We start from the raw sequence: 12,150 nt of genomic DNA, 5'->3' as shown, positions 1-12,150 counted from the left end.
CGTTCGCCTAGCGCAGCCGCCCCAGGCCCTTGCGGATCAGCGCGTCGGCGCTCAGCTCCGGCTCGGCAGACAGCAACTCGGCCACCACCGCGCGCACCCCGGCCTCGCGGAAGCCCAGGGCCAGCAGCGCGTCCACCGCGTCGCGGCCCGCCGTCGTCGCCACTCTGGCGGCCTTGACGCCGCCCACGCTCGGCGCGGCCAGGTGCTCCGGCACCTTGCCCTGCAACTCCAGCACCAGCCGTTCGGCGGTCTTCTTGCCTACGCCGGACACGCTGGACAGCAGCTTGGCGTCGCCGCTCAGCAGGCCCTGCGCCAGCGCCGATACCGGCATGGCCGACAGCATCGCCAGCCCCAGCTTTGGCCCCACGCCGCTCACGCCGGTCAGCAGGTCAAAGAGACGCACGCTGTCGGTGTCGGCAAATCCAAACAGCAGTTGGGCGTCCTCGCGCACGATAAAGCGGGTGTTCAGTTCGGCAGGCTGCCCGGCCACCAGTTTGGCCAGCGTTCCCGCCGGACACTGGACCTCGTAGCCCACGCCGCCCGCCACAACCACGGCGCTGTTCTCGCGCACCTCGCGCACCACGCCGGACAGGTAAGCAATCACGCCGCCGATTCTAGAGGTTTGCGGGCTGTGGGATGTGGACCGTGGGCAGGATTGACGGGGGCGCAGGAAACCAGGCCGTTTTGTATGGACGCTCAGGACAGGTCCCACGACAACCCCTCGGTCCACTGCGCCGTCAGCTCCCCTCAAAGGGAGTTACGCAGCGCAGAATACCGCGCAGCACGGCAATGTCCCCGCTTGCCCACTCAGGGGAAGTGGGCCGGAGAGGTCCAGTTGTGGGACCTGCCTCGGAACGGCCAGCCCACGACCGTTCTCAGTCCCGCCCGCCCTCGCTCACTGTGCCGGGGGCCAGCGCGCCGTACATCAACAGGCTGAAGCGGTCCTGCCAGTCGCGCAGCACCTCGCGCTGGTCACGGTGGCCGCCGTGCAACAGGGCCAGCAGGCAGGCGTCTACCAGCAGGGCGCTCAACGTGGCGATGTTCACGTCCGGGCGCAGGCGGCCCTGGGCCTGCATGGCCAGCAGCACGGGTTCCACCAGCGCGCCCAGCGTCAGCGCGGTCTTGAGGCCGTCGGCGGGGGCCAATCGATCTGAGGGGTTCAGGCGATCTGAGAACGACAGCGGAGATCTGGCCCCGGCCTCCGCCTGTCCCACCGGGGACGCGCCCAGCACGGCCTGGCCCACCGCGCCCACCAGGTGGCGGTAGCGCACGCCCAGATCCGCCATGCGGGCCATCACCTTGTCCCAGACCTGCTGTGGGTTGGCCCCGGCGCGCAGGCGTTCCAGGGCGTCGTCGCGGCTGGCCTGCACGGCCTTGTCAAAGTGCGCCAGCAGCATGTGCACCTTGCTGGGAAAGTAGCGGTACAGGTTGGTGCGGCTCACGAAGGCCGCGCGGGCGATGTCCTGGGCGCTGGTGGCTTCCAGACCGCTGCGGGCGAACAGCTCGAAGGCGGCGCGGGCGATGCGGTCACGCCGCGCCTCGTCCTGCTCCTGGCGATCCACCTTCATGGCCGGTCCACCGTCATGGCGCAATGATACTGCGCCGCTGGAATCTAAATTGGTCCCGTGCGCCGCCCCGCCTTGTGGCAGTCCTTAACAGTGGGGGCTTCCCACCGGTCATACTTCCGCTCTCCACCCTACCCCCGGCGTGGATGACGGCGCTATGAAGACTTCGCCGGACAACACCGTGCGGGGCGGGCTACAGTACGGTGAACCGGAAGGCCCATTCTCCCTTCCGGGGAAAGGATGGGTGAAAGCCGTGCATATCTACAAACTGTCAGGCCGAAACGTCGATGTAACGGACGCTATGCGCGATTACGTCGAACAGAAACTCACGCGACTGGACCGCTACAGCGACTCCATTACCGACGCGAGGGTGACGCTGACGGTGAGGGATGTCAGGGACTCGACCCGCCGCAACCGTGTAGAGGTGCAGCTCAATGTGCCCCACGGCATCATCCGCGCCGAGGAGCACCACGCCGACATGTACGCGGCCATCGACAAGGCCAGCGACGTGCTGGAGCGTCAGCTCCGCAAGTTCAAGACCCGCTACATGAAGGCCCGCCACGACCGCGCGCCGCAGCCCATTCCTGGCCCCGCCGAGTCGGACGTGAACGCTGGAATGGACGATGTGGGCGAATTCCAACCCGAGATCGTGCGCCGCAAACGCTTCGATCTGCGCCCCATGAGCGCCGAGGACGCCGTGGCGCAGATGGAGGCCCTGGGTCACGATTTCTACGTGTTCTCCAACATGAAATCCGGCCTGACTGGGGTGGTCTACCGCCGCAAGGACGGGCATTACGGACTAATTGAACCCAGCAACTGAGCCTCTGAACGGAGGGGCTGGGCTGGGCCGTCTGAGTAGTGGAGGTATGGTCCGGGCGATGGGTCCTGACCTCAGGTCTTCCTCAGGACCGGGACATCATGCGCCGGGCCTCTGCTACTCTGCGGCGTTGTGATCGCCCATGTGATCAATCCAGGTACCAGCGGGATCAAGCTCGCCTGCGCCAGCATCGAGCCGAGTCTGAATGCGGCGCTGCCCGGGCAGTTGCGGCTCGCCCTGACCCGCGCCGAACTGACGCTGGACGCCCCGCCCACGGCGGCGGACCTGCCCCGGCTGACCGCCCAGATTCGGGAGTTGACCGCCGACTGGCCCGCCCCGAACGCCGTCGTCGGGCGCGGCGGACTGATCGGGCGGGTGGCAGGCGGCACCTACCGCGTCACGCCGGAGATGGCCGAATTTGCCGTGCTGGGCGAGGGCGCGCAGTATCCACCGAATCTGGGCGGCCCGCTGGCGCTGGCACTGGCCCAGCAACACGGCGTCCCCGCCTTTGTGGTGGACCCCCAGAGCGTGGACGAACTGCTGCCCGAGGCACGCGAAACTGGTGTAAAAGGCCTGCGTCGCCATGCCCAGTTCCACGCTCTGAACGTGCGTGTGGTGGCCCGCCGCGCTGCCCACGACGTCGGCAGGAGGTTGCAGGACGCCCGCATCGTGGTGGCCCACCTGGGCGCAACCACCAGCGTCACAGCCTTCGAGAAGGGCCGCGCGGTGGACACCACCGGCACCGGCACCGACGGCGGCCCGCTGGGGGCGGTGCAGAGTGGGCCGCTGCCCGCCCGCAGGCTGCTGCGGCTGGCCCGCGAGGAGGGCGAGGCGGCGGCGCTGCACCACCTGTCCGGCGGGGGCGGGTTCCTGTCGCTGACAGGCAGCGCCAACCTCAAGGACCTGGAGGCCCGGATGGTCAGCGATCCCGCCGTGCAGGCCGCCGCCGCCGCCTTCGTGCATCAGGTGTGCAAGGCGCTGGGCGAGCAGACCGGGGCACTACGGGGCCGCCCCGACGCGCTGGTGATCACCGGCGGGATCGCCCGCTGGGACGAGCTGGTGGACCGCATCGAGCGCCGGGTGGCCTGGATCGCCCCGGTGCTGGTCATTCCCGGCGAACTGGAACTCGAAGCCCTGGCCGAGGGCGCGGGCCGTGTGCTGCTGGGCCTGGACGCCGCCCGCGAGTGGCGACATCCGCAAGTTGCGGCCCCGGAACTGTGATGTCGAGGACATTGTGGGCGTGAACAGCTAATGGCACGCCGCCGTCCTGTCCGTTCCGCCGCTTCCGAACCCATCCGGGCCACCAGCATGTGGCGTGTGGATCAGGTATTTCTGGCGCGCAGGGGCATGCGGGTGGAGGTCACGTCCTCGCTGGTCAACGATCACGGTGGCCTGCGCAACCTGAGCGTCACCGCCCCCACCGACGATCCCCTGGAGGCGGTGCGCCACGCCGCGCGTTTTATCGCGGGCAAGGGCAACGTCAGCGGCGCACGCCAGGCCCGTGTGCGCTGGACCCGCGAACAGGCCACCACCGAACAGGACGCCCTGATCCGGGACCGCCAACTGGAAGACGAATTCCTGGACGAGTTCGAGGAGACGCTGGCGGCGGTGCGCGATCAGCAGCGGTAGGGAAGCCGCGCGACTACAGCTTCAGCCCCAGTTCCAGCGAGCCGCCCGGCCCCTGCGCCAGCTCCTGAAATCCCAGATGACGGTAGAACCTGATGGCCCGAGCGTTCCTGCCGCCCACCCCCAGATGCACGCCGGGAGAACCGGCCTCACGCAGCGCAGAGAACAGCCGCGTCATCATGCGCCGCCCGTTGCCGCCGCCCTGGCCGCGTGGCAGCAGGTCAATGTGCAGGTGTGAGGGATAAGTCTCCACGGTCTCCTGCGGGGCCGTGTTCGGGTGGTGAATCAGGCGGGTCAGGCGTTGATCCGGGGTGCGCTCGGCGGCGGGATTGTCCGAAGGATCGGGAAACTGGGCGCGCAACGCAGGCCACCATTCACGCTCCAGCGTCGCCTCAAACTCCCGCGTGTCGAGTGCGCCGATAACGTAGCCGCACACGCCCTCCTCGTCCTCCAGCACAAAGGCGAGGGCAGGCGCGTGGGCCAGATACGGTCCGGCGTAGATGTGGCCCACCAGCAACGGATCGCGGTAAAGGTGGGTGGCGTCGTCACCGCTGTCCGCCGTTTCCAGGCAGATGCCATAAAGCGAATCGCGGTCGCTGGGCCGTGCATGGCGGATGTTGAACATGGGGGTATTCAAGCAGATGGGGCATGTGGCAAGACCGAATGGCCTAAAGTAGACCATGACCATCACCACCGAGGCTGAGCTGCAAGGCATGAAACGCGCGGGGTTCGTGGTGGCCGAAACGCTCCGCACGCTGGCAGCCGCCATCCAGCCGGGCGTCACGCCCGCTGAACTCGATGCGCTTGCCGGGCGGGTGTTCAGGCAGCACGGGGCCAGGTCTGCGCCACGCATGACCTACAGCGCGCCGGTCAATGTCTTTATCAGTGTCAATGACGACATCGTTCACGGCCTGCCGACGCGGCGACCGCTGGCCGCAGGGGACGTGGTCAGTCTGGATGTCACGCCATTCGTGGACGGGTACATCGCCGATGCGGCGGTCACGGTGGCGGTTCCTCCGGCCTCGCCCGCCGTGATGCGGCTGATCGAATGCACCGAGGCGGCCTTGCAGGCGGCCCTGTCCGCCGCGAAGGCGGGTCAGCCCATCCACGCCATTGGGCGAGCGGTGGAAACGGAGGTCAAGCGCCGGGGCTTCACGGTGCTGCGGGAGTTATTCGGCCACGGGGTGGGCCGCGCTATCCATGAGGAACCCAGCGTGCCGAATTATTACCGCCCGACTGACCGGAGAAAACTGCATGAGGGTCTGGTCATCGCGGTAGAACCGATGGTCTCGACAGGCAGATCACAGCGGGTCAGGACGCTTCGTGACGGGTGGACCTTAAGCACCACGGATGGCGGTCTGGCCGCACATTTTGAACATACCGTCATGATCACCGGGGACAGACCGTTGATTCTGACGGCCTGACCCCTCCTCAATGCTCCAGCCGGATGTGCGGCAGCCGCCTCTCCAGCCACCCCGGCAGCCACCAGTTCCACTTTCCGGCCAGCTTGAGAAAGGCGGGCACCAGCACCAGGCGCACCAGGGTGGCGTCCAGGGCCACCGCCACCGCCAGGCCCAGGCCGATGCTCTTGGTGGCGACGACACGCCCGAACATAAAGGCCACGAACACGATGAACATGATCACGGCGGCGCTGGTGATGATGCGCGCGGTGTAGCCCACCGCCAGCACCACCGCCTCGTCGTTGCTGGCCCCGCGCAGGTGTTCTTCCTGCACCCGCGAGAGTAGGAAGATCTCATAGTCCATGCTCAGGCCGAACATCACCGCGAACAGCAGCACAGGCAGCGAGGCGTCCAGCACGCCCACATCGGCGGGAATGCCCAGCGGCGCGGCCAGAAAGCCGTTTTGCACGATCAGCGTGACCACGCCCACCGCCGCGCCCACCGTCAGGGCGTTCATCACGATGCTCTTGAGGGGAATCAGCAGGCTGCGGAAGGCCACCATCAGCAGCAAAAAGGTTCCAGTAAAGACCACCGCGATCACGCCCGGCAGCGTGCCGATGATGGCCCGGCTGAATTCCTCGCCGCCCACGGGCGCGCCCCCCAGCAGGTAGGCGGAGCCGCTGGCATCCAACGTATCGCGCACGCGGGATTCAAAGGCCGCGATGTCCTGGGCGCGCAGGGTGTCGTCCGGTACCACCGTCACGCGCAGCAGCGTGCGGTCCGCGCTGAAGGAACGGCGGGTCAGGACGCTCAAGACCCCCAATCCTCCGGTGCCCGCTCCGGCCAGGTCGGCGGGCGTCAGGAAGGGACTGATGACGGCCCTCACGCCGGGCAGGGCGCGCAGATCGTTCACCACCTTTTGAAACTGGTCACGGGCTGCGGGCGTGTACCGCTGCCCCTTCAGGTCCAGAATGACCTCGAACTGGCTCAGGAGGCCGCCCGCCCCCAGGTCACGCACGTCGCTCAGGGCGTCGCGGCTGGGGACGCCGGGGACCAGGCCCCACGCGCCCGCGTAGCCGGTTTTCAGGCCCAGGGCAGGAATGGCCAGCGTCAGCAAAAAGGCGGTGGACAGCAGCACGGCCAGCACAGGCCGGGCAGTGACGCGGCGCGCGAAGGCGGTCCAGGCGGCAGAGGCCGCGCCGCTCTGCGCCCAGGTCACCTTGAGCAGGCGCGGGCTATTGACCCGTTCGCCCAGCAGTGCCAGCAGGGCGGGCAGCGCGGTCAGGCTGGCCAGCACGGTCAGAATCACCGCCAGCACCCCGCCGATGCCGATGCTGCGGACAAAGGCCACCGGGGGCAGGATCAGGCCCGCCATCGCAATGCCCACGGTCATGCCGCTAAAGGCCACGCTGCGGCCCGCCGTCATCACGGTGCGTGCGGCGGCGGCGCGGGGGTCCGGCTCACGCCCCAGCTCCTCGCGGAAGCGGTTGACCATCAGCAGGGCGTAATCGATGCCCGCGCCCAGACCCAGCATGGTGATCACGCTCTGGGCGAAGGTACTGACCGGCATGAAAAAGGTCAGGCCATACAGCGCGGCCATCGCCACGGAGATGCTCAGCAGCCCCACCGCCAGCGGCAGTCCGGTGGCCACCAGCGCCCCGAAGACCAGCAGCAGCAGACCCCCGATTAGCGGCAACGCCGTGAACTCGCTGCGCTTGGTATCGGATTCGGCGAACTCGGTGAAGTCGTCGGCAATCGCCTGCCCGCCGGTCACGCGGATGCTCAGCGCCTCGCTCTGGACGCCGCGCACGTACTGGCGCACCGCCGAGAGCGCCTCGGTGCCGCCCTCCTGCAAGGGAATCTGCGCCACGGTCAGGGCCAGCACGCCGTCCGCCGCCCGCGTGGGCACCGGGCCGCCCGTGCCAGCGGGCAGGACGCGCGAGACGCCCGCCACGGTTTCCAGGCCGTCCAGAAATGCCCGGTAAATCTTCTGCCCCTCCGGCGTGGTCAACGGCGGGTTGCTGCGCGTGACCAGGATGGCGGTGTTAGTATCGCGCTCCCCAAAGCGTTCGCGCAACAAGGCGCTGACGGTGCTGGCCTCCGAGTTGCTCAGGCCGCCTGCCGGATCGGCGTTCAGGGCCGCCGGGGCGCGGGCGGCCAGCGGCAGGCTCAGCGCGGCGGCCAGCACCCACACCGCCAGCACCGCCCAGGGATGTCGGGACGCGAGGCGGGCGAGGAATTGCACGCCCTGGACTGTAGCGGGTACTGGCGAGGGGTTGTGGGTGGTCGGAGGCCGTTTGACCTGTTTTGACCGGTTGATGGTCAGACCGCTGGACCGGGCGTGCATCTGCTACCCTCCCCGAATGCCCGCTCCCGCCTCTCCCCTGCCCCGCCTGCGCCTGCGCGTCACGGCGGCGGCGGAAGGCCAGGTGCGCGCCGGGCATCCCTGGGTGTACGAGTCCAGCGTGCGGGGGCAGAACCGGGACGGCGAAGCCGGGGAACTGGCCGTGGTCTATGACCGCCGGGACCGCTTCCTGGCGATTGGCCTGTATGATCCGCATTCGCCGCTGCGCCTGCGCGTGCTGCATGCCGGGCCGCCCGTCACGCTGGACAGTGCGTGGTGGGCCGCCCATCTGGACGCGGCGCTGCTCCGGCGTGAGCCGCTGTTCGGCCCGCTGGACGGCGGGGGCGATACCGACGGCTACCGGGTCCTGAACGGCGAATCTGACGGTTTCGGCGGTCTGGTGATCGACCGGTACGCCCGCGTGCTGGTTCTCAAGGTCTACACGGCGGCGTGGTTCCCGCATCTGGAGCGCATGCTGGGCCTGCTGGACGAACGTTTCCCCGATTGCGCCATGGTCCTGCGCCTCAGCCGCAACATCCAGACCCTCGCGGCAGCGGTGGGGCTATCCGATGGTCAGATGCTTCAGGGCGACTTGCCCAAAAATCCAGTCGTCTTCCACGAATCCGGCCTGGCCTTCGAGGCGGACGTGCTGCGCGGCCAGAAGACCGGTTTCTTCCTGGACCAGCGCGAGAACCGGCGGCGGGTGGAGGAGCTGGCACGGGGCAGGCGGGTGATGAACGCCTTCTCATTCTCGGGCGGCTTCTCGCTTTACGCGGCGCGCGGCGGGGCCACCGAGGTCGTCAGCCTGGACATCAGCGCCCACGCGCTGGCCGGGGCGACGCGCAACTTCGCCCTGAATCCGCAGTTGATCACGCCGCATGAAGCCGTTCAGGCCGACGTGTTCGACTGGCTCTCGCAAACGCGCCGCACCTTCGATCTGGTCATCCTCGATCCGCCCTCGCTGGCCCGCCGCGAAGCCGAACGTGCCGGGGCCATCCGCGCCTACGGCAGGCTGGCGGCGGACGGCATCGCGCAGCTGGACCGGGGCGGCGTCCTCCTGAGCGCCTCGTGTTCCGCCCATGTCAGCGCCGATGAATTCTGGGACGCGGTGCGCGGCGCGGCCCAGGCCAGCGGCAGGCAATGGGAGGAGCTGGGAACCAGCCGCCACGCCCCGGACCACCGCGCGACCTTTGCCGAGGCGGAGTATCTGAAGGCAATTTATCTGGAGCTGGGATAGTGCGGCGAGATGGAAGGCGAACCCCTAAGTCCGCTGCGCGGCCACCTCCCTTAAAGGGAAGCCAAGAAGGGCGGCTGGCCCACCAAGTCAGCGACTCTTGCCTCCCTTTGAGGGGAGGTCCCCCGAAGGGGGGGAGGGGTTAAACCGTGGCGGCAACTCAAGAACACAGTCGCCCAATCGTTCAGTGCCCCAATCTGCTAAGCTACTTTCTATGAAGACCGTGTGTTGCCCCCGATTGCGGTAAAGCAGCGCTCCGTCTGCCGTCCGCGCCCCGACTGTTGTGGCGCGGCTTTTTTATTGCTTTCCAGTCTTCCAGCCCATTCAAGGAGCCGCCCATGACCACCCCTCCGTCCAAAACACTGGCCCAACCCGATGCCAATATCGTCCTGTACGACACCATGCAGCGCCAGAAAGTGCCTTTTGCGCCCACCACGCCGGGGCATGTGGGCATGTACCTGTGCGGCCCCACCGTCTACAGCGACGCGCACCTGGGACACGCCAAGAAGGAAGTGGCCTTCGACGTGATTCGCCGCGCTTTCATGCACTTCGGCTACGCGGTGCGCTACGTGGCGAACATCACGGATGTGGGCCACCTGCAAAACGACAGCGACGACGGCGAGGACAAGATCGCCAAACGCGCCGCGCTGGAACGCCTGGAGCCGATGGAGGTGGCCGACAAGTATTTCTGGTCCTTCATGGACGACATGGCCGCGCTGAACGTGCTGCGCCCCAGCATCAACCCGCGTGCCACCGGCCATATCACCGAGCAGATCGCGCTGGTCCAGGAGCTGATCACCGGCGGACACGCCTACGAATCGGATGGCAGCGTGTATTTCGATGTGCGGAGCTGGCCCGACTACGGCAAGCTGTCGGGCCGCAGAATCGACGATCAGGAGGAGGGCACGCGCGAGGCGGTGCGCGGCGACAAGCGCGACGCCCGCGACTTTGCCCTGTGGAAGAAGGCGGAGGGCGGCCACATCATGCGCTGGCCCTCGCCGTGGGGAGAGGGATTTCCGGGCTGGCACATCGAATGCTCGGCCATGAGCCTCAAGTATCTGGGCGAGGGCTTTGACATCCACGGCGGCGGCCTGGACCTGGAATTTCCGCACCACGAGGCCGAGATCGCGCAGGCCGAGGCGGCGGGGCACGCCTTTGCGCGCTACTGGATGCACAACAACATGCTGACCATTGGCGGCGAGAAGATGAGCAAGAGCAAGGGCAATTTCACGACGATTGCCGACGTGCTTTCGCGGCATGACGCGATGGTGGTGCGCTTCCTGCTGGTGTCCAGCCACTACCGCTCCATTACAGAGTTCAGTGACGCGGCTTTCGAGGCCGCCAAAAATGGCTACCGCCGCTTGAGCGAGACGCTGCACGAGATCGAACGCCGCCTGGAGGATGCGCCGGACGGCAGCGACGCCGCGCTGGACCGCAAGATTGAGGGCCACGTTCACGCCTTCGAGGCCGCCATGCGTGACGATTTCAACACGCCCAAGGCGGTGGCGGCCCTCTTCGGCCTGAGCGGCGATCTGAACACCGTGCTGGCCGCCGGAAAAGTTGGTCAGGCCACGCTGGAGCGGGCGCGCGACGCTTTCCGCAGCCTGGGCGGCGGCGTGCTGGGCCTGTTTGCCGGAAGCGGCGCGGCGCAGGAGGACGACTCCCAGGTGGTCGGTACTCTGATGGAGCTGGTCCTCAAGGCCCGGCAGAACTACCGCCTGAACAAGCAGTACGCCGAATCCGACGAGCTGCGCGACACCCTGACACAGGCAGGGGTGACCATTGAGGACACCCGGGACGGCCCGCGCTGGCGGCGCTGACCAGCGTGGTGACGCGGGCAGAACCCGTGCGCCTCTGCACCCGCTTTCAAATCTGCCTGTCAGAAAAATGTCATGACCCAGCACTAGCATTGATCCTGAGAGGTGCCTGACACCCCTCATCCTTCCCTCCCTGGACACGTCACCTCCCCCCGGCGTGTCCTCTTTTTGTGTCGTGTCGGCCCGGCACCTCTGCTGTCCCCGGCTGCGGCAAAGGTGAACGCCCGTCCACCTGCGCCTCACGCTGGCCCGCCCACCCGGGGTAAACTCGCCCTATGTTGCCCCCGCTGGTCAAGCAGGTCCTCGACAACTTCAACTTCGACATCGCCCCTGACATGAGTCAGGAGGAGAACAGCGAAGCGGTCATCAAGAGCGCGGCATTGTTGACGGGCGCAGTGGCCATTGAACCCATTCCCTTTGCCGACATTCTGGTGATCACGCCAGTTCAGGCCAAGATGGTGCTGCACATCGGCAAGATCTACGGCTTCGAGATCACCGGTGAGCGGGCGCTGGAAATCGTGCGGGAGCTGGGCGTCACCCTGGCCTACGGCATGGCGGCGAGGCAGGTGATGCGCGGGCTGGCAAAACTGGCGCTGCCGGTCATCGGCGGAATCATCACCGCGCCCGCCGTGTACGGCTGGACCTTTGCACTGGGCCGGGTGGCACAGAGTTACTTTGAGCGCAAATGCCTAGGCCTGCCCGACAGCCGCCAGGATCAGGTCAAGGTCATCCAGGAGGCCAAGCAGCAGTCCCGCAAGGTGCTGCCCAGCGTCCAGGATTTCTCCGATCTGGCCAGCGAGCTGCGCCGCCGCGCCGACGAGAAGAATAAGAGCCAGGGCGGACCGAACGGGCCAAACTGAGGGTGGAAGTCAGGGGACGCGGCGAGGGATTGACCTCCGCCGCGTTCTTTCATGTGGAGCGAGGCCAGGGCGTCTTCTATTGGCAAGGAATCTATTCCCTGGGCCAGCGAAACACCCGCCCGTCCCCGAGGCTCAGCGTGACGCTGGCATGCTCCTCGCCCGGATCGCGGATCACGCAGGTCCGGGTCTCGGGGGGTGGATCGCCCACGCCACTCTCAAAGCCGCTGACGCTCTGGCAGGGGCCGCTGGCGTCCTGCTCGCCCTGGCCGATCACGTCGGCGGCAATCGCCACCTGACGCACATATTCCTCGAAACGCACCGGATCAGAGTTCAGCAGGCGCTGCGCCTCGGCCAGCCGCGCGGATTCGGCGGCCTGGCGCTGGCGCTCGGCTCCGGCCTCGCGGACGGTGGGAACCGCCCACAGCGCGCCGAGCAGGAGCAGAACCAGCACCAGCGCGGGCCACAGGCGGCGGACAGAACGGATCAC

Annotated in this window: 12 protein-coding genes; 7 read left to right on the top strand and 5 right to left on the bottom strand. The window is 67.6% G+C overall.

The genetic code is table 11. The annotated features are described in order from the left end of the window. Positions 1–7: 7 nt before the first annotated feature. Complete coding sequence (gene ruvA, locus Q322_RS0100875) at positions 8–604, bottom strand: Holliday junction branch migration protein RuvA (RefSeq protein WP_029475011.1); 597 nt, start codon at positions 602–604, stop codon at positions 8–10. 271 nt (positions 605–875) lie between these two features. After that, the gene (locus Q322_RS0100870) at positions 876–1,568 is read right to left on the bottom strand and encodes a TetR/AcrR family transcriptional regulator (RefSeq protein ID WP_029475009.1); all 693 of its coding nucleotides are present in this window, start codon (positions 1,566–1,568) and stop codon (positions 876–878) included. A gap of 250 nt (positions 1,569–1,818) precedes the next feature. On the opposite strand from Q322_RS0100870, the gene hpf reads away from it, so the two are divergent. From hpf to Q322_RS0100855, 3 genes are all read left to right on the top strand, one after another. Then, positions 1,819–2,385, top strand: a complete 567-nt coding sequence (hpf, locus tag Q322_RS0100865) for a ribosome hibernation-promoting factor, HPF/YfiA family (protein ID WP_029475007.1) — start codon at positions 1,819–1,821, stop codon at positions 2,383–2,385. Between the two features lie 129 nt (positions 2,386–2,514). After that, on the top strand, positions 2,515–3,603 hold the full coding sequence (locus tag Q322_RS0100860) for a butyrate kinase (RefSeq protein WP_029475005.1): 1,089 nt from the start codon (positions 2,515–2,517) through the stop codon (positions 3,601–3,603). 30 nt (positions 3,604–3,633) lie between these two features. Continuing rightward, entirely contained in the window at positions 3,634–4,011 is a 378-nt protein-coding gene (locus Q322_RS0100855) for a hypothetical protein (protein WP_029475003.1), read from the top strand. Positions 4,012–4,024: 13 nt separating this feature from the next. Here Q322_RS0100855 and Q322_RS0100850 read toward each other — a convergent pair whose 3' ends face one another. Continuing rightward, positions 4,025–4,633, bottom strand: coding sequence for a GNAT family N-acetyltransferase (locus Q322_RS0100850; protein WP_029475001.1), 609 nt, complete (start codon positions 4,631–4,633; stop codon positions 4,025–4,027). 55 nt (positions 4,634–4,688) lie between these two features. Between Q322_RS0100850 and map the strand changes: the two genes are divergently transcribed. Next, positions 4,689–5,432, top strand: coding sequence for a type I methionyl aminopeptidase (gene map / locus Q322_RS0100845; RefSeq protein ID WP_029474999.1), 744 nt, complete (start codon positions 4,689–4,691; stop codon positions 5,430–5,432). A 7-nt stretch (positions 5,433–5,439) separates the two neighbouring features. Here map and Q322_RS0100840 read toward each other — a convergent pair whose 3' ends face one another. Beyond that, entirely contained in the window at positions 5,440–7,653 is a 2,214-nt protein-coding gene (locus Q322_RS0100840) for an MMPL family transporter (RefSeq protein ID WP_029474997.1), read from the bottom strand. A 118-nt stretch (positions 7,654–7,771) separates the two neighbouring features. Here Q322_RS0100840 and Q322_RS0100835 point away from each other — a divergent pair, with 118 nt between their 5' ends. From Q322_RS0100835 to Q322_RS0100825, 3 genes are all read left to right on the top strand, one after another. Further along, positions 7,772–8,989 carry a 23S rRNA (cytosine(2499)-C(5))-methyltransferase gene (locus Q322_RS0100835; protein WP_029474996.1) on the top strand — a complete coding sequence of 406 codons (1,218 nt, stop codon included), beginning with the start codon at positions 7,772–7,774 and terminating at the stop codon, positions 8,987–8,989. Positions 8,990–9,324: 335 nt separating this feature from the next. Beyond that, on the top strand, positions 9,325–10,806 hold the full coding sequence (cysS, locus tag Q322_RS0100830; RefSeq protein WP_029474994.1) for a cysteine--tRNA ligase: 1,482 nt from the start codon (positions 9,325–9,327) through the stop codon (positions 10,804–10,806). 272 nt (positions 10,807–11,078) lie between these two features. Next, positions 11,079–11,663, top strand: coding sequence for a YcjF family protein (locus Q322_RS0100825; RefSeq protein ID WP_034417199.1), 585 nt, complete (start codon positions 11,079–11,081; stop codon positions 11,661–11,663). Positions 11,664–11,754: 91 nt separating this feature from the next. Here the strand turns inward: Q322_RS0100825 and Q322_RS0100820 are convergent, their stop codons facing one another. Then, positions 11,755–12,150, bottom strand: coding sequence for a hypothetical protein (locus Q322_RS0100820; protein WP_029474990.1), 396 nt, complete (start codon positions 12,148–12,150; stop codon positions 11,755–11,757).

The sequence above is a fragment of the Deinococcus frigens DSM 12807 genome, assembly GCF_000701425.1.
GTDB classification, from domain to species: Bacteria; Deinococcota; Deinococci; order Deinococcales; family Deinococcaceae; genus Deinococcus; species Deinococcus frigens.
Note: the sequence above shows the minus strand (reverse complement) of the source record. Positions and strands in the feature narration are given on the sequence as shown.

What these genes read in the sequence shown, in the direction of transcription:
- Q322_RS0100870 (WP_029475009.1), bottom strand. Translation starts at nt 1,568, where the DNA reads ATGAAGGTGGATCGCCAGGAGCAGGACGAGGCGCGGCGTGACCGCATC.
- Q322_RS0100855 (WP_029475003.1), top strand. Translation starts at nt 3,634, where the DNA reads ATGGCACGCCGCCGTCCTGTCCGTTCCGCCGCTTCCGAACCCATCCGG.
- Q322_RS0100850 (WP_029475001.1), bottom strand. Translation starts at nt 4,633, where the DNA reads ATGTTCAACATCCGCCATGCACGGCCCAGCGACCGCGATTCGCTTTAT.
- map (WP_029474999.1), top strand. Translation starts at nt 4,689, where the DNA reads ATGACCATCACCACCGAGGCTGAGCTGCAAGGCATGAAACGCGCGGGG.
- Q322_RS0100835 (WP_029474996.1), top strand. Translation starts at nt 7,772, where the DNA reads ATGCCCGCTCCCGCCTCTCCCCTGCCCCGCCTGCGCCTGCGCGTCACG.
- cysS (WP_029474994.1), top strand. Translation starts at nt 9,325, where the DNA reads ATGACCACCCCTCCGTCCAAAACACTGGCCCAACCCGATGCCAATATC.
- Q322_RS0100825 (WP_034417199.1), top strand. Translation starts at nt 11,079, where the DNA reads ATGTTGCCCCCGCTGGTCAAGCAGGTCCTCGACAACTTCAACTTCGAC.